The 21,604-nt window shown below is 70.6% G+C and carries 15 protein-coding genes; 9 read left to right on the top strand and 6 right to left on the bottom strand.

What is annotated here, in order from left to right:
- The first annotated feature begins 396 nt into the window (after positions 1-396).
- The gene (locus tag VF330_RS09950; RefSeq protein ID WP_330851232.1) at positions 397-2,409 is read left to right on the top strand and encodes a putative bifunctional diguanylate cyclase/phosphodiesterase; all 2,013 of its coding nucleotides are present in this window, start codon (positions 397-399) and stop codon (positions 2,407-2,409) included.
- A gap of 7 nt (positions 2,410-2,416) precedes the next feature.
- Here VF330_RS09950 and VF330_RS09945 read toward each other — a convergent pair whose 3' ends face one another.
- Both VF330_RS09945 and VF330_RS09940 read right to left on the bottom strand, forming a co-directional pair.
- A complete protein-coding gene (locus tag VF330_RS09945; RefSeq protein WP_330851231.1) occupies positions 2,417-3,412 on the bottom strand; it encodes an alpha/beta hydrolase in 996 nt (331 codons plus the stop codon).
- An 18-nt stretch (positions 3,413-3,430) separates the two neighbouring features.
- Positions 3,431-4,744, bottom strand: coding sequence for a cytochrome P450 (locus VF330_RS09940; protein ID WP_330851230.1), 1,314 nt, complete (start codon positions 4,742-4,744; stop codon positions 3,431-3,433).
- 161 nt (positions 4,745-4,905) lie between these two features.
- On the opposite strand from VF330_RS09940, the gene VF330_RS09935 reads away from it, so the two are divergent.
- The 4 genes from VF330_RS09935 (at position 4,906) to VF330_RS09920 (ending at position 14,683) form a co-directional block, all read left to right on the top strand.
- Positions 4,906-5,721, top strand: coding sequence for an SAM-dependent methyltransferase (locus tag VF330_RS09935; RefSeq protein ID WP_330851229.1), 816 nt, complete (start codon positions 4,906-4,908; stop codon positions 5,719-5,721).
- Between the two features lie 221 nt (positions 5,722-5,942).
- A complete protein-coding gene (locus tag VF330_RS09930) occupies positions 5,943-7,940 on the top strand; it encodes a putative bifunctional diguanylate cyclase/phosphodiesterase (protein ID WP_330851228.1) in 1,998 nt (665 codons plus the stop codon).
- A gap of 150 nt (positions 7,941-8,090) precedes the next feature.
- On the top strand, positions 8,091-11,228 hold the full coding sequence (locus VF330_RS09925; protein ID WP_330851227.1) for an ATP-dependent DNA helicase: 3,138 nt from the start codon (positions 8,091-8,093) through the stop codon (positions 11,226-11,228).
- A 98-nt stretch (positions 11,229-11,326) separates the two neighbouring features.
- Positions 11,327-14,683, top strand: a complete 3,357-nt coding sequence (locus VF330_RS09920; RefSeq protein WP_330851226.1) for an ATP-dependent DNA helicase — start codon at positions 11,327-11,329, stop codon at positions 14,681-14,683.
- 416 nt (positions 14,684-15,099) lie between these two features.
- Here VF330_RS09920 and VF330_RS09915 read toward each other — a convergent pair whose 3' ends face one another.
- Both VF330_RS09915 and VF330_RS09910 read right to left on the bottom strand, forming a co-directional pair.
- Positions 15,100-15,627 carry a hypothetical protein gene (locus tag VF330_RS09915; RefSeq protein WP_330851225.1) on the bottom strand — a complete coding sequence of 176 codons (528 nt, stop codon included), beginning with the start codon at positions 15,625-15,627 and terminating at the stop codon, positions 15,100-15,102.
- A 76-nt stretch (positions 15,628-15,703) separates the two neighbouring features.
- Positions 15,704-16,084 carry a hypothetical protein gene (locus VF330_RS09910; RefSeq protein WP_330851224.1) on the bottom strand — a complete coding sequence of 127 codons (381 nt, stop codon included), beginning with the start codon at positions 16,082-16,084 and terminating at the stop codon, positions 15,704-15,706.
- Positions 16,085-16,098: 14 nt separating this feature from the next.
- Between VF330_RS09910 and VF330_RS09905 the strand changes: the two genes are divergently transcribed.
- On the top strand, positions 16,099-17,580 hold the full coding sequence (locus tag VF330_RS09905) for a M20/M25/M40 family metallo-hydrolase (protein ID WP_330851223.1): 1,482 nt from the start codon (positions 16,099-16,101) through the stop codon (positions 17,578-17,580).
- A complete protein-coding gene (locus VF330_RS09900; protein ID WP_330851222.1) occupies positions 17,567-18,607 on the top strand; it encodes a potassium channel family protein in 1,041 nt (346 codons plus the stop codon). The genes VF330_RS09905 and VF330_RS09900 overlap by 14 nt, the downstream gene beginning before the upstream one ends.
- Here the strand turns inward: VF330_RS09900 and VF330_RS09895 are convergent.
- Positions 18,579-19,016, bottom strand: coding sequence for a hypothetical protein (locus VF330_RS09895; RefSeq protein ID WP_330851221.1), 438 nt, complete (start codon positions 19,014-19,016; stop codon positions 18,579-18,581). The two genes, VF330_RS09900 and VF330_RS09895, sit on opposite strands and share 29 nt — an antisense overlap.
- Positions 19,017-19,089: 73 nt before the next feature.
- Complete coding sequence (locus VF330_RS09890; protein ID WP_330851220.1) at positions 19,090-19,662, bottom strand: hypothetical protein; 573 nt, start codon at positions 19,660-19,662, stop codon at positions 19,090-19,092.
- 80 nt (positions 19,663-19,742) lie between these two features.
- Here VF330_RS09890 and VF330_RS09885 point away from each other — a divergent pair, with 80 nt between their 5' ends.
- Both VF330_RS09885 and VF330_RS09880 read left to right on the top strand, forming a co-directional pair.
- Positions 19,743-20,411 (top strand): response regulator transcription factor, encoded by a 669-nt coding sequence (locus VF330_RS09885; protein ID WP_330851219.1) that lies wholly within the window; start codon positions 19,743-19,745, stop codon positions 20,409-20,411.
- A gap of 11 nt (positions 20,412-20,422) precedes the next feature.
- A partial coding sequence (locus tag VF330_RS09880) for a HAMP domain-containing sensor histidine kinase (protein ID WP_330851218.1) occupies positions 20,423-21,604 on the top strand: 1,182 nt, incomplete at its 3' end.

Raw genomic sequence — 21,604 nt, 5'->3', positions numbered from 1 at the left:
AGTGGTTCGCAGCCAGCGCAGCAGTGGTAGCAGCCATCGTCGGGGCATGGGCGTCAGTCCGTTCACGGCGACCAGGGCGGCGAACCAGGACGGACAACCCTAGGAGTCGGGGCGAGGTCCGGGACAGTGCTGAACGGGTGGTGCTCGGCCCGGGCGGGTGACTTCGCGCACGAGGCGGGGGTGGAGGTGTTCTTGTACGCTGGCGTCGGTCGTAAGGACTGAAACCACACTGTAGTGTCGGAGTATCACACTGTTGGCGCAATGGACGTCGACTGCCGGTGGGTAAACTGCCGGACACTCTTCAACCCATACAGGGCAACGGGAATGACGAATCCAAGCCGAAAACCCGATGCCGCTCCACGTCAGGACAACGCCGCCGTCCGTGCGCGAGAAGCCTTGTCGCGCAAGTGGAGCTACCTGCTCAGCAGCGTCGTCGTGGTCGCGCTGAGCAGAGACGAGCTGGACGCCGAGCTGGGCGATCAGCTCGGCACGTTGTGCGCGGCACTGCACCACGAGCCGTTCGACCCCGCCCCGTTCGAGGAGGTGGGCGAGCGGCTCGTCGCTCTCGGCTACGTCAACGAGCCCGGTCTCAAGCGCACCGTCGACGTGCTCGGCAAAGGACTGCTGGCACTCGACGAGTTCCGCGGGGTCGACCAGCTCGCGGTGCGGGTCGTCGGCGGGATCGGGGCGCTGACGTGCGGCTTCAGCGCTGCTCGCGCGCGGTTCATCCTGGACCAGCAGGAGAGCATGCAGAGGTCGCTGCTCAAGGCCACCCTCGACGCGCAGCGCGACCAGCGGCAGAGCGAGGCCAAGTTCGAGGGCATCGCGGTCTCGTCGACCAACGGCATCCTGATCGTCGGTCTCGACGGCAGGGTGGTGTGGGCCAACGACGCCATCGCCGAGATCCTCGGCCGCCGGCCCGACCAGGGCACGCGGATCATGGAGCTCGTCGCCCCCGGCTCCGTCGTCGTGTTCCGCGAGATGATGGAGAAGGTGCTCGCCGAACGCGACGACTTCGAGCGCGAACCGATGCACCTGCTGCGCGGCGAGGACGACCTGGCCAGGGTCACGCTCACGGCGTCACTGCTGCGCGACGGCGACAACAAGCCCAGCCACGTGCTGGTGGTCGCCGACGACGACACGGAACTCGCCCTCCTGCAAGGAGAACTGCGCCGGCAGTCGCTGCACGACGTGCTGACGGGCCTGCCCAACAGGCAGTTCTTCACCACCCACCTCGAGACCGTGCTGCGCCGCGCCGACCCCGCGCTCGGCGTCACGGTCTTCCAGCTCGACCTCGACGCGTTCGGCCTGGTGTGCAACACCCTCGGCGGCCGCGTGGGCGAGAAGCTCCTCCAGCACGTCGGTCGCAGGCTGCGGGCGGTCATGTCGCGCGAGCAGGCGATGGTCGCGCGGTTCGACGGCGACGAGTTCGGCATCGTCGTGGAGAACTCCGCCACCACACCGGGTGTCGCGACGATCATGGCCGCCATCAACTCCGACCTGGCCGAACCGGTCTTCGTCGACGACCACGGCCTCGCCGTCTCGGTGAGCGCCGGCGTGGTCGAGCGGCCGTCGCCCGACGTCGAGCCGACCGAGCTGCTGCGCATGGCCGACCTGGCGCTGCGGCAGGCCAAGAAGGACCAGCGCGGCCAGTGGCAGTTGTTCCACGGCAACCAGGACACCGCGGACCGGCGCGACGCCGCACTGGCCGTCGTGATGCCCGGCGCGTGGGAGCAGGGCGATATCGGCGTCTGCTACCAGCCGGTCCGCTCGCTCGCGACCGGTGAGCTGGCGGGCGTCGAGGCCGTGCTGCACTGGGACCTCTCCGACCGCTGCGCCGAACTGGCCGACGCGACGGGCCTGATCCTGCCGATGGGCGAGTGGCTGATCAGGATCGCCGCCGGGCAGGCGCAGTGGTGGCGGCAGCGCGGCGAGCTCGACGCGCAGTTCGGCGTCCGCCTCACCCGCCACCAGTCCACCGACGTGGACCTGGTGTCCCGCATCGGGAAGGTGCTGGACGAGACCGGCCTGCCGCCGCGGCGGCTGACGCTGAGCATGCCCGTCGGCGTGCTGGGGATGTCCGGTGCGGTGGAGAACCTGCGAACCCTGGCGGACAGGGGAGTCCGGATCGCGCTCGACGACTTCGGCCTCGGCCCGCGCGACCTAGCGTGGCTCACCGAGCTGCCGGTGGTGTCGGTGCTCGTGCCGAAGGACCTGGTGCGGCGTCAGGACATGCGGTCCGCGGCCCTCGTCCCGGCCGTGCACGACCTGGGCGTGCACGTGTGCGTCGACGGCATCGAGACCGAGGACCAGGCGCAGTGGTGGGCGGAAGCGGGCGCCGACCTCGCGATGGGCGCCCGCTTCGGTTCGCCCGAGAACGCGGGCGACGTGCTGAAGAACCTGCTGTAGAAGGTTTCTAGATGCCGCGCTGCCACGCGACGACCGTCGCGTGGTAGTTGTCGGCGGTCTTGGTGTCGAAGTTGAAGACGTGCCCGTACCCGTTGACGACGAAGCCGTCCAGCCGCGGCGCCAGGGGGTAGAACGGCCTCTCCGACTGCACCAGCGCCTGCGCGGAGGAGCAGTCGGCGCCCAGCGGCGGGGTGCCGCAGAAGTAGTCGGCCGAGGTCTGGATCGTCATCACCGGCACGGTGATCGCGGCGCTCGCGGGCAGCACCAGGTTCGACATCAGGGCGGTCGTGACGAACTCACCGGCCGAGACCACGTCCTTGGTGGACTCGTCGAGGCTGATGACCGCGGAGACGTTGGGGCCCGGGGCGTGGAACATCGTGTAGCGGGTTCCGGGTGCTGTCGTCAGGTAGCCGACGTCGAGGCCGCGCAGGCTCAGCTTGGGGTCGAGGAGCGCGGGGATGAGGTTGGTCAGCGCGGGCACGGCGCGGACGTAGTCCCACTGGTGGGTCATGCCGGTGATCAGGACACCGTCGACGTCGTTGTACCGGCCTGCCTCCACCATCGCGATGGCGGAGCCGATCGAGTGCCCGCCCACTAACACCTTGCCGAACCGCGGGCGCAGGTTCTGGACGATCTGGTGCACCGCCTCGGCCTGGTTGGGCACGTCGACGAGGATGCTGAGCGGCTTGGAGCTCTTGCCGGAACCGATCCGGTCCACCGCCATCGTGGCGACGCCCGCGCTGTTCATGGCGCGGGTGACGGACCGGGTCTGGCCCTCCACGGGGATGTCCCAGTACGAGCTGGTGTAGGTGCCGCCGGGAACGAGCACCTGGACGGTCTTCGCGCCCTGCGGGACGCACAGCCTGCCGTACATCGTCTGCTGGACCAGCCCGAACTGGACGGGCGTGTACACGTCCTCGCAGGTCGTCGCGGCGTTCGCGGGGGAGGGCACCGGCAGGAACGCGGCGAGCAGCACGGCGGCGCAGAGCCGACGGAAACGCATGGGGGAACAAACCTCCAACTAGCGGGGGACGACCGTCATCATGAGGTCGTTGGGGTAGGCCGCATTGGTGAACTTGGTGCGCACGGGCCGGTCCGGGACGAGCCGGTGGCGCTGCAGGACCGTCGCCACCACGACGGTGATCTCGGTCAGCGCGAAGTGGTTCCCGATGCACTGGTGGATGCCGCCGCCGAACGGGACGAACGCGCCCTTCGGCAGCTGCCCGGCGCGCTCGGGCGTCCAGCGGTCCGGGTCGAACCGCTCGGGGTCCGGGAAGTGCGCCGGGTCGTGGTGCAGAGCGTGCGGGCTGAGGATCACCTCGGTGCCCGGAGCCAGGCGGGTGCCGCCGAGCTCGACCTCCTCGGCGACGCGGCGCATGACGAGCCAGAGCGGGTACTTGCGCAGGACCTCCTGCGCGACCCGGCCGAGGTAGGTCATCCTTGGCACGTCGTCGATCGTGATCCGACGGCCGCCGAGCACCTCGTCGACCTCCGCCAGCACCCGTCGTTCGACCTCGGGGTCGGCGGCGATCTCGTGGAAGATCCAGGCCAGTGCCAGCGCGGTGGTCTCGATCCCCGCGGTGAGCAGCGTGATGACCTCGTCGAAGACCTGGTCCTCCGTCATCGGCTCACCGGTCTCGGGGTCCCTGGCCGCCAGCAACGTCGACAGCAGGTCGCCGTGGTCGGTGTCGTCGTCGCGCCTGCTGGCGATGACCTCGCCCACGATCGCGCGCATCCGCGCGATCGCCTCGTCGAACTCGCGGTTGGCCGGGATGGGCAGCTTCTCGACGAAACCCGGTGAGAGCGCGCGCAGGATGCCGTTCTTGATGATCACGAACACGGACCGGCGCGCCTCGGCGATCGCGCGTGCGCCGATCTCGGTGGAGAAGAGTGCCTCCCCGACGATCGTGACGGCGAGCCCCTGCACGTCCGCCTCCAGCCGCCGCACCTCGCCCGGCCGCCACGACCGCACGAGGCCGGTCGCCGCGCGGACCATGATGCCGGCGTAGCCGGCGATCCGGTCGCGGTGGAACGCCGGCTGCATCATCCGGCGCTGGCGCAGGTGGAAGCTCCCGCTCGACACGGCGAGCCCGTTTCCGACGAACGGCCGGAACTTCTCGTACATCCGGCCTTTGTGGTACTTCGGCGCGTCGGTGACCAGCACCTGGTGCATCAACCGCGGACTGGTCACGAAATAGGCCCGCATCGGACCTAAGTGAACCTCCACTAGTTCGCCCTGACGTCGCAAATTCGACGTGAAGGCGAATCTTTTCCTGAGCATCGGCAACGAGTGCCCGAGAAATGGCAGCCGACCGGGTGCCACCGGGACGGACATCATCGCTCCTCGCCGCGGGGAAAGAGGGGCCCACCCTATGAGTCGTTCGGTTCAGAGTGACAGTGCCCGATCGGGTGGCATGCGTTCACACGTGCGGCGTAATCGTGTGCGCTCAGTGCATGACTAAGCTAGTGCGTCCACAACCTGAAGAGGTGGTTGCCGTGACCGACGGGCAGAGCTGGATCCCGCAGAGCGTGGACGTCTCCGTGCCGAGCGCGGCACGGGTCTACGACTACCTGCTCGGCGGCGCGCACAACTTCGCGGTCGACCGGGTCATGGGGGACAAGGCCGAGGAGATGATGCCGCACTCCCGCAGCGCGGCGCGGCTCAACCGGGCCTTCCTGCGCCGGGCGGTGCGGTTCATGACCGACCAGGGCGTGCGCCAGTTCCTGGACATCGGCTCCGGCATCCCGACCGTGGCCAACGTGCACGAGGTCGCCCAGGAGGCCGCCCCGGACTGCCGGGTCGTCTACGTGGACCGCGACCCCGTGGCCGTCGCGCACGGCGAGCTCATCGTCGCAGGTCAAAGTAATGTCGGCGTGCTGCAGGCCGACATGCGCGACCCGGAGAGCATCCTCACGAGCGGCGAGGTGGGCCGGCTGCTCGACTTCGACCGGCCCATCGGCGTGCTGCTGCTGTTCATGCTGCACTGGGTGCCGGACGACGCCGACCCGCAGGGCCTGATGAAGCGCTACCGCGAGGCGTTGCCCAGCGGGAGCTACCTCGCCATCTCGCACATGGCGGGCGACCACGTCAACGACGAGGCCCGCGCCGTCACCGACAGGATGAGCAAAGCGGGTGGCGGCGACGTCGCCTATCGCGACCGCGTCGAAATTGAGTCGTTCTTCGGTGATTTCGAACTGGTCGAACCCGGATTGGTCAAGTATGCCGAATGGCGACCGTCAGGTCCCGGTGACATCTCGGACGATCCAGCGGTGAACAGGATCGCGTTCGCGGGCGTCGGGCGAAAGCCATAGACCTTTTCGATCGAGTGATGTCGATTCACGCTACCGGTTGAAGTGGTACTTACGGTGCGTGGGTAAACTGCCGGGACCTCCAAGCCATTGCGAGGCGCTCCCGAATGTCCAACCCGAGTCGAATACCCGACGTCACGCCCTCGCCGCAGGACAATGCCAGGGCGCGGCAGATTCTCGCGCGCACGTGGTCCTATCGCCTGCTCAGCGCCGTCGCGATTCCGATGGGTCGCGACGATCTCGACCGCGAACTTGGCGAACGGCTGGACGCGTTGTGCGCGCTGGTGCACGAGGAGAAGTTCAACGGCATCGCGGTCGAACAGCTCGGCGTCGAACTGGCAGGTCTCGGTCACCTCGGCCGGGTGGGAATGCGCTGCACCGCGGAGGTGCTCGGCAAGGGACTGCTCGCGTTACCGGAGTTCCAGCCGGTCGAGCGGTACGCGGAACGGGTCGTGCTCGCGGTCGGCGCCCTGGGCACCGGGTTCACCGCGGCCAACACCGAGTCGGTGCTGTCGCAGCAGGAGAGCATGCAGCGGTCGTTGCTCAAGGCCGTGCGCGACGCCAACTGGAACCTCAAGGAGAGCGAGGCCCGCTACAACGAGGTCGTCACCTCCTCCAGCAACGGAGTGCTGATCGTCGACCTCGAAGGACGGCTGCTCAGGGCCAACGCGGCGATCGGCGAGATCCTCGGCTACACGGCCGACGAGCTCACCGGCCGGTCGCTGATGGACCTCGTGGCGCCGGGGTTCGTCGAGATGCTGCAGGCGGCGCTCGCGGAACTGGTCGACGGCACCGCGGACCGCGTGCGGCAGGCACAGCGGATGTTGCGCGTCGACGGCGAACCGGCGCGGCTCACGCTGACGGCGTCGCTGCTGCGCGGCGCGGACGACGAGCGCAGCCACTTCGTCGTGGTCGTCGAGGACGGCACCGAGCTGGAGCTGCTGCAGAACGAGCTGAAGCGCCAGTCGCTGCACGACGTGCTGACCGGGCTGCCGAACCGCCAGTTCTTCACCACGCAGCTGGAGACCGCGCTGCGCAAGGCCGATCCCGACCACGGCATCACGGTCCTGCACCTCGACGTCGACGCGTTCGGCATGGTGAGCAACAGCTTCGGCGGCCGCATCGCCGAACGGCTGCTCCAGCACGTCGCGCAACGGCTGCGGGCGCTGCTGGCCGGCGAGAAGGCCATGATCGCCCGGTTCGACGGCGACGAGTTCGGCGTCCTCGTGGAGAACACGGCGTCCACGCCGACCATCGGCGCGATCATGAAGAGCATCAACGACGACCTGCTCGAACCGACCTATGTGGACGGTCACGGGCTCGCGGTGTCGATGAGCGCGGGAGTGGTGCACCGGCCGGAGCCCGGCGCGGAGCCCGTCGACCTGCTGCGGGCGGCCGACACGGCGTTGCGCATGGCCAAGGTCCGCAGGCGCGGCCAGTGGGAGGTCTTCCACCCCGGCCAGGACGCCGAGGACCGCGGCGACCACCTGCTCGCCGTGACGATGCCCGAGGCGTGGGAGAACGGCGAGATCACCGTGCGGTACCGGCCGATCGTGCGGCTGGCCGACGACGAGGTGAGCGGCGTCGAGGCGTTGCTGCACTGGGACCGCCCGGAGCTGGGAGTGCTCGACCACGACCGGTGCGCGGGGCTCGCGGAGCGGACGGGGCTCGTCCTGCCGCTCGGCGAGTGGCTGCTGAAGGTCGCGGGCGGCCAGTCGTCGTGGTGGCGGCAGCGCGGCCAGTTCGAGAGGTCGCTGGTCGTGCGGCTGACCCCGCACCAGTCGACGGACGCGGACCTGGTGTCGCGCGTGGTGCGGGTGCTGGAGGAGACCGGGCTGGACCCGGCGCGGCTCGCGCTCAGCATGCCCGCCGAGGTGCTGCCGCTGACCGACGCGGCCGACAACCTCACGACGCTCGCGGGAATGGGTCTGCACATGGGACTCGACGACTTCGGGCTCGGCCCGCTCGACCCGGCCGCGGTGTCGGAGCTGCCCGTGAAGTCGGTGCGGGTGGCGCCGCTGCTGGTCGAACGCCGGTCCCCGTACGTGACGGCGTTGCTGCCGTTGATGCGCGAGGCGGGCGTGACGGTCGCGGTCGACGGCATCTCCGGCGCCGAGCAGGCCGGGTGGTGGCGGGACGCGGGCGCGGACTTCGGCACCGGCGAGCACTTCGGCGCGGTCGGTGAGCCGGGAGACTTCCTGCGGGGCCTGGAACTCCGGTAATCGGCCGGGTTTGCACTGTGAGCGGGCTCACAATCGGCTTCGAAAACGGGGCTCGACCATCGCCTTTTTCGCAGAAGGTGGTCGGCACGACGGCTGCTCCGTCCGGCGGGCGTCGCTGATCTTGTCGGTGCAGCGTGGTGAAATCGGGTCGTGGCACTTCCACCCCAGCTGGTCCGCAGGAAGCCGGAGACGCGCCCGCGTCCCCGGTGGGACCCGGCTGCCCAGCGGGTCTTCGCGCACGAGGGGTTCCTGCGGGTGCTGGGCGGTCCCGGCACCGGCAAGACGACGCTGCTCGCCGAACTGGCGGCGCACGTCGTGCTGGAGCAGGGCGCAGACCCGGAGAACGTGCTGGTCCTGACCGCGAACAGGCGCGCGTCCGCGGCGTTGCGCGCGCACATCACGCGGCTGCTGACCGGCCGCCTGTCGGCGATCCGCGAGCCGTTGGTGCGCACGGTGCACTCCTACGCGTTCGCGGTGCTGCGCAACCAGGCCGTGCTGTCGGGCGAGCCGCCGCCGCGGTTGCTGTCCGGTCCGGACCAGGACGCGATGGTGCGCGAGCTGCTCGCGGGCGACGTCGAGTCGGGTGCGCTGAAGTGGCCGGAGCGGCTGCGGCCGGCGCTGGAGCTGCCGGGGTTCGCGCACGAGCTGCGCGACCTGCTGCTGCGGGCGGCCGAGCGCGGTCTGGGACCGGAGGACCTGGTCGAGCTGGGCGAGGAGCACGGGCGCGACGAGTGGGTCGCGGCCGGCCGGTTCGGCGCGCAGTACGAGGCCGTGAACCTGTTGTCCGGCATGGACTCCGCGACGTCGTACGCCCCCGCCTACGACGCGGCGGAGCTGGTGTCGTCGGCGTACGCGGCGTTCGTCAACGACGAGGACCTGCTGTTCGCCGAACGACGGCGCGTGCGGTACCTGTTCGTCGACGACGCGCAGCACCTCGACCCGATGCAGTACTCGCTGATCCGCACGCTGGGTTCGGGTGCCGCGCGGTTCGTGCTGGCCGGTGACCCGGACCAGGCGATCTTCACGTTCCGCGGCGCCGATCCGGAGATCCTGCGCGACGCGTCCGGCGAGACCGTGGTGCTGCGGCAGTCGCACCGGATGACGCCCGAGGTCCGCGACGCGGTGGCACGGCTGGCCTCCCGGCTGCCCGGTGCGTCGCCCGCCCGGTCCGTCGAGCCGGTCGAGGGCGAGGGGTCGGTGCAGGTGCGGCTGCTCGCGTCCTCGGCGCAGGAGGCGACGTGGGTGGCAGACCAGCTGCGGCGCTCGCACCTGGCCGACGAGGTGCCGTGGTCGCGGATGGCCGTGATCGTGCGGTCGGCCACGTTGTCGTTGCCGGTGCTGCAACGGGCTTTGCTCGCGGCCGGTGTGCCGGTGGCGGTGTCGTCGGATGAGTTGCCGTTGGCGCAACAGCCGTCCGTGCGTCCGCTGCTCGCGCTGGTGCGCGCGGCGGCGTCGCCGGGGTCGTTGGACGAGGACACGGCGGCGATGCTGCTGTCGTCGTCGTTCGGCGGCGCGGATCCGTTGGCGTTGCGGCGGTTGCGGCGCGGGCTGCGGCGGCTGGAGATGGCCGCGGGGGGTGACCGGCCGAGCGGTGAGCTGCTCGTCGAGGTCGTGGAGACGTCGGACCGGCTGGCGGCGCTGGAGGACGCGGAGTCGTTGCCGGCGCGGCGGATCGCCCACCTGCTGTCGCTGGCGCGCAAGGCGATCGCGGACGGGAAGTCCGTCGAGGTCGTGCTGTGGGACCTGTGGACGGCGTCCGGGTTGCAGGACAGGTGGGTGGCGCAGTCGTCGCGGCGCGGGATGCCGGGCATGCAGGCGGACCGCGACCTCGACGCGATCGTGGCGTTGTTCGAGGCGGCGGCGAAGTACGTCGACCGGTTGCCGGGGTCAGGGGTGGCCGGGTTCGCGGACTACCTGGAGTCGCAACGGATCGTGGGCGACACGCTCGCCGCGTCCGCCCCGGCCGGCGAGGCGGTGTCGGTGCTGACGGCGCACTCCGCGGCCGGACGCGAGTGGGAGGTCGTCGCGGTGCCGGGCGTGCAGGAGGGCAGCTGGCCCGACCTGCGGCTGCGCGGCACGGTGCTGGGCGTGGAACGCATGGTGGACGTGCTGGCGGGTCTGGAGCCGTCGGTGTCGGCCGTGGCGCCGATCCTGGCCGAGGAACGCCGGCTGCTGCTGGTCGCCGCCTCGCGGGCGCGGTCGAAACTGTTGATCAGCGCGGTGCGGGGAGAGGACGAGCAGCCGTCGCGGTTCCTCGACGAGATCGAGTCGACCGCCGAGGATGAGCGGAAGCTGCACCGGCCGCAACGCGGTCTGGTGCTGGGCGAGCTCGTCGGCGAGCTGCGCCGGGTGGTGTGCTCGGACTCCGAGGACCCTGCTCGCCGGTCGCGCGCTGCCGCCCAGCTGGCCCGGCTGGCCGAGGCGAACGTTCCGGGTGCGCATCCGGAGTCCTGGTACGGCCTGGCGGACGTGTCGATCGACGCTCCTCTGTGGACGGAGGAGCAGAAGGTCAGCGTGACGCCGTCGACGATCGAGGTGATCACCAAGTGCCCGTTGCGCTGGGTGGTCGAACGGCACGGCGGGCAGGACCCGGCCGAGCTGGCGTCGGTCACCGGCACGCTGGTCCACGCCCTGGCGCAGGCCGCGGCCTCGGGAGCCGACTCCGCCCAGCTGCGCGTGAAGCTGGACGAGGCGTGGGCCGCCGTCGACGCGGGCGCGCCGTGGTTCTCCCGCCGCGAGCGGCAGCGCGTGGAGAAGATGCTCGACACGTTCCTCGCGTGGCTGACCATGAGCCGCGGCCAGCTCACGCAGGTCGCCGTCGAGGAGGAGATGGTCGTCGAGGTGCCCAAGCGCGACGGCGGCCCGTGGCTGCAGGTCCGCGGCCGGGTCGACCGCCTCGAACACGACGAGGACGGCCGCCCCGTCGTGATCGACCTCAAGACCGGCAAGAGCCCCGTGTCGCGCGACGCGTCCCAGGAACACCCGCAGCTGGCCGTCTACCAGCTGGCGTCGTCCCTGGGCGGCTTCACGCACATCGGGCTGGGAACAGAGCCGGGAGGCGCCCGGTTGTTGTACGTCGCGAAGGAGGACAAGAAGACAGGAGCCGTCGAACGCACCCAGGCGCCACTGGACGAGCAGGGTGTCCGCGCGTGGCTGGAAGTCGTCCAGGGAGCCGCCGAGTCGGTCCTCGGTCCGCAGTACACGGCGCGGGAGAACTCCGACTGCGACCGGTGCCCGGCACGCACGACCTGCCCGGTCCACCCGTCCGGGCGGCAGGTGAGCGAGTAGGTGCTCGCTGACCTGCACGTTTCGTGCGGCGGAACGGTCGGCGAACACACCAGCCCGGGTGGTGCGGGCGCTCGACGCCCGGATAGGAAGATGTACAGGTGACCGTCAGCCCGTTCGAGATCGCTGAGGCGCTCGGGCTGAACAAACCGACACCCGAGCAGGCCGAGGTGATCGCCGCACCCGCGCAGCCCGCGCTGGTCGTGGCGGGCGCCGGCGCGGGCAAGACCGAGACCATGGCCGCGCGCGTCGTGTGGCTGGTCGCGAACGGGCTCGTGCAGCCCGACCGCGTGCTCGGCCTCACGTTCACCCGCAAGGCCGCCCGGCAGCTCGCCGACCGCGTGCGCGCCCGGCTGCGCAGGCTGGCGGGGTCGTCGCTGCTCGACGACCTCGACCCGAGCGGCGAGCGCAAGATGTCCGTGCTGACCGGCGAACCCGTGGTGCTCACCTACCACGCCTACGCCGGGCGGCTGGTGACCGAGCACGGCCTGCGGCTGCCCGTCGAACCGGGCGTGCGGCTGCTGACCGAGACGTCGTCGTGGCAGCTCGCGCACCGCGTCGTCTCGACGTGGGCGCGCGACCTCGACACCGACAAGGTGCCGGCGACGATCACCGGCTATCTGCTGTCCCTGGCCGGCGAGCTGGGCGAGCACCTCGTGACGCCGGAACAGCTGGAGGCGCACGCCCTCGAGTTCTGCGCGCTGGTCGAGAACGCCCCCAAGGCGCCCCGGCAGCGGGACGCGCTGCCGGAGAAGCTGCGCGAGATCGTCGCCGCACAACGGCTGCGGGTCGCGCTGCTGCCGTTGCTCGACGCCTACCAGCAGCGCAAGCGCAAGGAGGCCGCGCTCGACTTCGCGGACCAGATGTCACTGGCCGCGCAGCTGGCGGGGTTCGAGGAGGTGTCGTCCGGCGAGCGCGAACGCTACGGCGCGGTGCTGCTCGACGAGTACCAGGACACCGGGCACGCCCAGCGCGTCCTGCTGAGGTCGTTGTTCGGCCTCGGCGACCCGATGCCGGTGACGTCGGTGGGCGACCCGGCGCAGGCCATCTACGGCTGGCGCGGCGCGTCCGCGGCGAACCTGCCGCGCTTCGTCGACGACTTCCCGCCGACCCGCAAGTTCGGGCTGCTGACCAGCTTCCGCAACCCGCCGGAGGTCCTGGAGCTCGCGAACGCCGTCTCGCTGCCACTGCGCGAGGCCGGCCTGGACGTCGAGGAGCTGCGCGCCCGTCCCGGCGCCGGACCGGGCGACGTGCGGCTGGCGTTGCACGAGGACATCCGGCAGGAGCTCGACTGGCTCGCCGACAACGTCGCGGCTCAGTGGGAAGCGCACCTCGACGCCGAAGGCGCCCCGCCGACCGCCGCCGTGCTGGTCCGCCGCCGTTCCGACATGGCCGCCATCGCGGCCGCCCTGCGCGAACGCGGCCTGCCCGTCGAAGTCGTCGGCCTCGGCGGCCTCCTGGACGAACCCGAGGTCCGCGACCTGGTGTCAGCACTGCGAGTCCTGGTCGACCCGCTCGCCGGAACCGCGGCCGCGCGCCTGCTCACCGGCTCGCGCTGGCGGCTGGCCGCGGTCGACCTCGCCGCCCTCTGGTCCCGAGCCCGCGACCTGGCCGGCGTCGCACCGCGACAGTCCGTCGTGGACGACCCGCTGTTGGTGCTGGCAGACGCCCTGCCCGGCGAACACGCCGAACAGGCCGGCCTGGCCGACGCCCTGGACGACCCCGGCGACCCGGACGCCTACTCCACCGACGGCTACCGCCGGATCCGGCGCCTCGGCGGCGAGCTGGCGGCATTGCGGCGCAGGCTCGACCAGCCGCTGCCCGAGCTCGTCGCCGACGTGGAACGCACCCTGCTGCTCGACATCGAGTCGATGTCCCGCCCCGGCATGGTCGGCCGCGCCCACCTCGACGCCTTCTCCGACGTGGTGATGGACTTCGCCGCCGCCTCGCCGTCCGCGACCCTGCCGTCGCTGCTCGACTACCTCTACACCGCCGAGCACGCAGAGGACGGCCTCGAACCCGGCGAGGTCGAGGTCGCCGAGGACCGCGTGCAGATCCTGACCGTCCACTCGGCCAAGGGCCTGGAATGGCACATCGTCGCGCTGCCGCACCTGGTGCGCGACGTGTTCCCCGGCCGCAAGAAGTCGTCGTGCTGGCTCAAGTCCGTGACCGAGCTCCCCGCGGTGCTCAGGGGCGACTCGGCCGACCTGCCCGTCCTCAAGCTGTCCGCGGGCTTCAACCGCAAGGAGGTCGACGAGGCCCTCGCGATCCACGCCGAGGAGTTCGAGGACCGCCGCCTGGTCGAGGAACGCCGCCTCTTCTACGTCGGCGTCACCAGGGCCGAGCACAGCCTGCTGATGTCGGGCCACTGGTGGGGCGAGGCCGGCGAGAAGCCCAAGGGCCCGTCGGTGTTCCTGCGCGAGATGTACGAGGTCCTGGAACGCGACCCCGCGCCGGGCGACATCTCCGTGTGGGCCCCCGAACCCGACCCGGACACCCCCAACCCGCTGGCCGAGGACGTCAAGTCCCGCCTCTGGCCGGCCGACCCGCTGGGCAAGCGCCGCGACGCCGTGGTCGAAGGCGCCCAACTGGTCCTCGACGCCCTCGACGCCCTGCGCAACGCCCCACCGGAGCCGTTGCCGCTGATCTTCGACCCCGAACCCGAGGCCGTCGAGGACGACTACCCGCCCCCGCCGGACGAGCCCCCGGACGACGACTTCCCGCCGGAGCCGGAACCCCTGCCCGACGACGTGGTCCCCGACGACCCGGAGATGCCGGAGGACGACGACCCGGAGGGCTGGGCGAAGGACGTCGACGTGCTCCTGGCCGAACGAGCCGCATCCCAGAACCGCCGCGAACAGGTGCTGCTCCCGGAACACCTCTCCGTCTCGCAGCTGGTCGAGCTGGCGAAGGACCCGGACCTCCTGGCACGGAGACTGCGCCGCCCGCTCCCGTTCCCGCCCAACCCCCTGGCCCGCCGAGGCACCGCCTTCCACACGTGGCTGGAAAACCGCTTCGGCGCCTCAAGACTGCTGGACCTGGACGAGCTCCCCGGCGCCGGCGACGCCGACGCGTCCCCGGACGCCGACCTGGACCGCCTGAAGGAGTCGTTCCTGACCAGCGCCTGGGCCGACCGCACCCCGCACGACGTGGAGGTGCCGTTCGAGACGGAGTTCGACGGCATCTCGGTCCGCGGCCGCATGGACGCCGTCTACCGCGACCCGGACGGCTGGACCGTCGTCGACTGGAAGACGGGCGCGGTGCCCGACGCCGCCGCCTTGCCGGCCCTGTCGGTGCAGCTGGCTGCCTACCGGCTGGCCTGGGCGGCTCTGACGGGCGAGCCGTTGGAGCGCGTGCGGGCGGCTTTCCACTACGTGCGGCACGACCACACCGTGCGGCCCGCGGACCTGCTCGACGAGCAGGGGCTGAAGGACCTGATCCGCTCGGTGGAGTCGTGACCGCCCCTGTCGGTGGGGTCATGATCGCGAGTTGTCCACAGGCTGCGGCTTTCTGACCTGCGACTTTCTGGTTGTGGGTAGCCTGTGGACAGCCGGGAACCCAAACCGGATTTCAATCGTTGCGTGACAAGGAAGCGCGCGGGGGCAGCGGCAGGCTCGGGTCGGCACTGTGTGGATGGAGGGCCTGGGGGAGTGGACGGGCCCCGAGAGGACGACGGGCACCGAGTGGGTGGGCCTGAGCGGACGGCGGTCCGGCGAAGTGCAGGGCCGCGCTGTGTGAGTCGGCCAGTACCACTGAGGTGTGAGTCGGCCAGTACCACCGACCGGTGCGGTCCGCCTAGACGCTCACCACGCCAACGCTGCACGCCATGCCTAGATCGCCCGCCACGCCGAGACCGCGCGCAACGTCAGGCGGCTCAAGCCCCAGCGGGAGCGTGCGAAGCCTTCAGGACCCGCTCGTACAGCACCTCGAGCAGCCACCGCCCGAACAGCGACGGCCCGAACTCCGGCGACCGGTCCTCCGGCGGCACCATCAGGTCGGCCGACGAGTCGTCCGCCACGACCACGCCGATGCCGTAGTAGTCGAGCTCGATGTACGACCACGCCTGCGACGAGTCGGACCGCGGCAGCATCACCGCGCACGGTGCCAGCGTCAGCAGGGTTCCGCACGACTGGAGGGCGCGGTCGGTGGTCGACTCGCTCACCAGGACGCCCACGAGCTCGACGGCCGCCACCGGCAGGCGGTCGTGGGCCTCCGGCTCGAACCAGGAGCGGAACCACGACGGGTCGGCTCGCGGGGGCCAGCCGTTGGCCGTCCTCCACTCGTGCACGTCGGGCAGCAGGCGCACCACCGCGGACACCTGCTGGCCCAGGACGGCCACGTCGGGTACCACGGCTCCGTCCCAGCCGAGCGCGGTCGCGGCGCTCTGAAGAAGCGTGTGCACAGGGCGCATCCTAAGGTTCCTCGCGCGAAAAATGACAGCTTTTGCGGGATACTTGGTTAAGGATTACCCAGGGTTGTCACCGGGCGCCTTTGGCCACTTTCCAGGCCCAGGCCACCAGTGGGATCTGCAGAGGCAGGCGACCATACGCCAGGGCCCGCGCCTTTGGCGACTTCTGCCGGAAGTCCAGAGCCATTTTCACGTTTGCCGGGAACACGCCGATGAACAACGCCACGGCGGCCAAGCCGCCCAGTCGGCGGGTGCGCGGAGTGGCGACGGCCGCGGCCACGGCCAGTTCGGCGACGCCGGAGGCGTAGGTCCATTGCCTGGGGGTGCCGGGCAGGGAACGCGGGACGATCGCGTCGTAGTACTTCGGCCTGCTGAAGTGGGTTGCTCCCGCCAGGCCGAGCAGTGCGGCGAGCGCCAGCGCCGACCGCGTTCGGGAACGGTTCGGTTCCATGGCGTCACCCTGTCATGCCTACGCGGCGTAGGCGAGATCGGGCTGGCCTATTGTCCACGAGCGTGGCAGGTGATTCTCGTCATCCCGAACGCGCCGCCGTGGCCGCGCTGAGCGACTCCTTCGTGGCCGGGCTCCTCGAGTGGATCAGGATCCCGAGCATCGGCGTCGACCCCGGTCACCACGCTGACGTGCGCCGATCCGCCGAGTGGCTGGCCGGGCGGCTGCGTGCGGACGGTTGGCCTGAGGTCGAGGTCTGGGACGACGGGCCGGCGCTGCCCGCCGTGTTCGCGTGCTGGCCGGCCGCCGATCCGCAGGCGCCGACGGTGCTCGTCTACGGGCACCACGACGTGCAGCCCGTCGACCCCGTCGAACGGTGGCAGCACCCGCCGTTCGAGCCCGTGATCAGCGGGGACGAGGTGCTCGGGCGCGGCGCGAGCGACGACAAGGGGCAGGTCGCCATGCACCTGCTCGCCGTGAAAGCGCATTTGGAAGCAACCGGACAAAATGCGCCGAGTGTGACGGTGAAACTCTTCATCGAAGGTGAGGAGGAATCGGGATCACCGCATCTGCGAAAGCTTCTCGAAGATCATGGAAATGCGCTCGGATGTGATCTTGTGGTGTTCACCGACACCTCGTTGCACGAACGCGACGCGCCCACCGTCAACACCGGGCAGCGCGGTGTTCTCGGCGGCGAGATCATGTTCTTCGGCGGCACCGACGACGTCCATTCCGGACGCGCGGGCGGCGCGATTCCGAACCCCGCCACGGCACTCGCGAAACTCGTCGCCGCGCTGCACGACGACGAGGGCCGCATCCAGGTCGACGGCTTCTACGACGACGTGCGCGAGCCGACCGCGCGGGAGCGCGAGGACTACGCCGCGCTGCCGTTCGACGAAGCGAGCTGGCTGGCCAACAACGGCGGTGGCGCGCGGAAGACGTTCGGCGAGCCCGGTTACTCGACGTTCGAACGGCTCTGGGTCCGGCCCACGGCCGAGGTCAACGGACTGCACAGCGGCTACACCGGCCCCGGCCTGAAGACGATCATCCCTGCGTCCGCGACGGCCAAGATCAGTTTCCGGCTCGTGCCGGACCAGCGGCCGGAGAAGGTCCGGGAGCAGCTCGAACAGTTCGTCGCGAAGCACACGCCCGACGGCATCCGGGCGGAGGTCAGCTTCCGCGGCACGGGCGTCCCGCCGTACGCGATCAGTCCCGACCAACCGGCCAACGCCACCGTCCGCGAGGCCCTGGAGCTGGCGTTCGACCAGCCCGTCCGGTTCGCGCGGGCCGGCGGGTCGGGGCCCGCGGCGGTGCTGCAGGCGCTGCTCGGGGTGCCCCTCGTCTACCTCGGCGCGACCTTGCCGGATGATCGCGTCCACGCGCCGAACGAGCGCGTAGTGGTGCCGTTGCTCCTCAAAGGCGCGGAGGCGGCCGCTCACCTGTGGCGGATGCTTGCCCAAGCGGAGATCGCGAAGAGGTTGACCGATGAGCCTGTCTGACGAAGCCTCGCACTCGCTCGTCGGCGTGATCAGGATGCCGGACCAGGTGCAGAGCCCGGTCCGCGCGATCCTCAAGCGCGTCGTCGGCGCGATGGCGGCGCTCCTGCTCGCGGTGCTGATCGTCTACCTCGACCGCGACGGCTACCGCGACGTCAACGAGGACGGCGTCTCGCTGCTCGACGCGTTCTACTACGCGACGGTGTCCCTCTCGACGACCGGCTACGGCGACATCACGCCCGCGTCGTCTACTGCCCGGCTCGTCAACGTCCTGGTCATCACGCCGTTGCGGGTGCTGTTCCTGATCGTGCTGGTCGGCACGACACTCGAAGTTCTCACCGAGCGCTCCCGTCAGGCGTTGCGCATTCAGAAGTGGAGGCGGGTCGTGCGGGACCACGTCGTGGTCGTGGGTTACGGCACCAAGGGGCGCTCTGCGGTGCAGGCGCTGCTCGGTGACGGTGTCGAACCCGGCTCCATCGTCGTCGTGGACACCGTGCAGGAGTCCCTCGACGCCGCGTCCGCCATCGGACTCGTGACCGTCCACGGCTCCGGCACGCGCAACGACGTGCTGAGGGTCGCCGGTGCGGCCCGAGCGCGCGCGATCGTCGTCGCCCCCAACCGGGACGACACCGCCGTGCTGATCACGCTCACCGCCCGCGAGCTCGCACCCAAGGCGCAGATCGTCGCGTCGGTGCGGGAACGGGAGAACGAGCACCTGCTCAAGCAGTCCGGCGCCGACTCGGTCGTCGTGTCGTCGGAGACGGCGGGCCGCCTGCTCGGCATGGCCACCGCGACGCCGACCGTGGTCGCGATGGTCGAGGACCTCCTCACGCCCGACGCCGGCCTCGCGATCGCGGAACGGGACGTCGAACCGACCGAGGTGGGCGGGTCGCCGCGGCACCTGTCGGACATAGTGCTGGGCGTGGTGCGCGACGGGAAGCTGTTCCGGGTGGACGCTCCCGAGGCGGACGCGATCGAGCCGGGCGACCGGCTGCTCTACGTCAAGAAGGTGACACCGGCCGGGGAGTAGAACTGCCGCGGACCGGCAGCACGGCCGGGGCGCGCAGCGGCGCGTAGCGGAAGAGGAACGCGTAGAAGCCGCCCGCCAGCGCCGCCAGGCACAGCAGCAGCGCGGTGAGGCGGCTCGACACCGGCGGTCCGGTCGGGACGGACGCGGCCGACGACACCATGTCCGAACCGGTCATGACGATCTGGACGGTTTCGCCCTTGCTGTGGCCGCAGCCGTCCAGTTTGGCCTTCTTCTTCTCGCCGCCCGCGTCCCACTCGACGGTGTCCATGCCCTGCCCGCACGCGCCGGTCTCGACGACGGTCGCGGCCACGGGCTTGGGCGGTTCGGCGGCGCCGAGGACCTTGGCGGGCACCAGGAGGGCGACCGCGACCCCGATCCCGACCAGTCCGACGACCAGCAGGATGAACACCCATCTGTCCGGGCTTCGCGGAACCGCCACACTGCGATGTTCGCAGACGCGGCGGCCCGCGTGGAGCCCAGGTTTACTTGGGTAGCTGCTTCACCTTGTCGACCTTGATGGTCTTGCCGTCGGACACGGTCCCGGTCACGGCCACGAGGTCGCCGTTCTTCGGCTTCTCGGTCACCGACGACAGGTCGAGCGGCGTCTGCAGGCCGTCGACCTGCACCAACGTCGCGTTGTTGCCGTTGACGTCCTTGATCGTGCCGCGCTCGTTGGCCTTGGCCAGCGCCACGTTCAACGCCTTGCCGTCCTTCGCGCGCACGGTCACGCGCTGGTCGGTCTTGAGCCCGGCGATGTCGCCGCCACGCAGCTTCGTGGAGTCGTCCGTGGTCAACGACACCTCGCTGCCGTCGTCCTTGGTGATCGTGAGCTTGCCGGACTCGACCGACTTCACGCGACCGACGACCAGGGTGCTGTCCTTGAGCTTCGCCTTGTCCGGACGGCCCGGCTTGCCCGGTCCGCCTCCGGGGTGGCGCTCGGCGAACGCCGCTGCGGGGCCGTCGGGGCCCTCGGCCGCGGTCGCGACCGCGATGCCGCCGACGGTGAGACCGACGGCCGCGACGATGGCGCCGGCCCACGCTGATTTCTTCGACATGAGCCTCAGGGTCCGCCCGCAATCTGAGGACGAGCTGAAGGCGAGTCGCCCGAAGCCCCGATGATCAGCAGAATGGTGAGGTGTCCGCCAGGGTGTTGGTGATCGAGGACGCCGAGGCGATCGGCGCCGCGGTGTCGTCCGCGTTGCGCGAGTCCGGCTACGACGTGCAGCACCGCCTGGACGGGCGCCAGCTGGAGGCCGACCTCGGCCGCTTCCGCCCCGACCTGGTCGTCCTCGACGTCATGCTGCCCGGCCGCGACGGGTTCCAGCTGCTCGAGGTGATCCGGCGGTCATCCGGCGCCGGCGTGGTCATGCTGACCGCGCGCGACGGCGTGCCCGACCGGTTGCGCGGCCTGTCCGGCGGCGCCGACGACTACGTGGGCAAGCCGTTCGTGCTCGCCGAACTGGTGGCGCGGGTGTCCGCGGTGCTGCGCCGGCTCGGCCGCACGCCGTCGACCGTGCAGGTCGGCGACCTGGTCGTGGACGCCGACGCCGGTGTCGTCATGCGGGCCGACCAGGCGATCGAGCTGACCGCCACCGAGCTGCGGCTGCTGGTGTACCTGGCGGCCCAGCGCGGGCGCGTGGTGTCGAAGACGCAGATCCTCACCGCCGTGTGGGGATACGAGGACTACGACCCCAACCTGGTCGAGGTCCACATCAGCGCGGTGCGCCGCAAGATCGAGGAGCACGGACCTCGACTGGTGCACACGGTGCGTGGCCTCGGGTACGTGTTGCGGGCCGACGAATGAACCTCCGCACCGTGTCGCTGCGCCGCCGGGTCGCCGTCTCGGTGCTGCTCGTGTTGTTCCTCGTGATGGTGGCCCTGGTCATCGCGGTCGACCGGACGTTCGCGACCCAGTCGTCCCGCGACGTCGACGGGGTCCTGCGCGACACCGAGACGCGCGCCATCACGGCGCTGGTGCGCGGGACACCGCCGCGCGAGGTCGTGCGGCAGCTGTCCAAGCGGAACATCCGCGTGACCGTCGAGCTGGCCAACGGGTCGACGATCGGCGACGCGCCGGAAGGCGGGGAGTACCAGCGGAAGAACCGCAACATCAACGGCAACAAGTTCTCGTTCTACGCCGACACCGAGGCCATCTCGCAGGCGCAGCTGCGGTTGCGGAAACTGCTGGTGCTGCTCGGGCTCGGGGCGATCGCCGTCACCGGGCTGCTGATGATCCTGGTGGTGCGGCGGGCTTTGGCGCCGTTGGACGCGATGACCTCGCTGGCGCAGGCGATCGCCGCCGGGCACCGGGGCGGGCGGTTGAACCCGTCCCGGACCGACACCGAGCTCGGTCGCACTGCTGCTGCCTTCGACGGGATGCTGGACTCGCTGGAAGGGTCGGAGCAGCGGACCCGGCGGTTCGTCGCGGACGCCGCGCACGAACTGCGCACGCCCATCACCGGGGTCCAGGCCGTCGCCGAGGCGTTGGTGCAGGCGCCCGTCGACTCGCCTGACCGGGACCAGATGTCGTTCCTGCTGGTGCGGGAGGCTCGGCGGGCTGGGCGGTTGGTGGACGACCTGCTGGCTCTTGCCCAGCTGGATGCCGGGTATGAGATGCAGCGGGAGGCTGTTGATCTGCTTGCGCTGGCTGAGGCTGAGGTTGCCCGGACTCGGTATGTGGCGCCTGATTTCGACATCTCTGCCGCTGGTCAGTCCGTGGTCGTTGTGGGGGATGGGCAGCGGTTGGCTCAGGTTTTGGCCAATCTTGTCGACAATGCTCGGCAGGCTGCCGGTCCTGCTGGGGTGGTTCGGATTTCGGTTGATTCTTCTGGGTTTGTTGTTTCTGATGATGGGCCTGGGGTGCCTGAGTCCGAGCGGGAGCGGATCTTTGACCGGTTGGTTCGGTTGGATGATGCTCGGGATCGGCGGTCTGGCGGGTCCGGGTTGGGGCTCGCGATTGCTCGGGGGGTGGTTCGGGCTCACGGTGGGGAGTTGACT

It is taken from the genome of Lentzea sp. (assembly GCF_036380075.1).
In the GTDB taxonomy this organism is placed as follows: domain Bacteria; phylum Actinomycetota; class Actinomycetes; order Mycobacteriales; family Pseudonocardiaceae; genus Lentzea.
The sequence above is the reverse complement of the archived record's forward strand: the minus strand, read 5'-3'. Positions and strand labels throughout refer to the sequence as shown.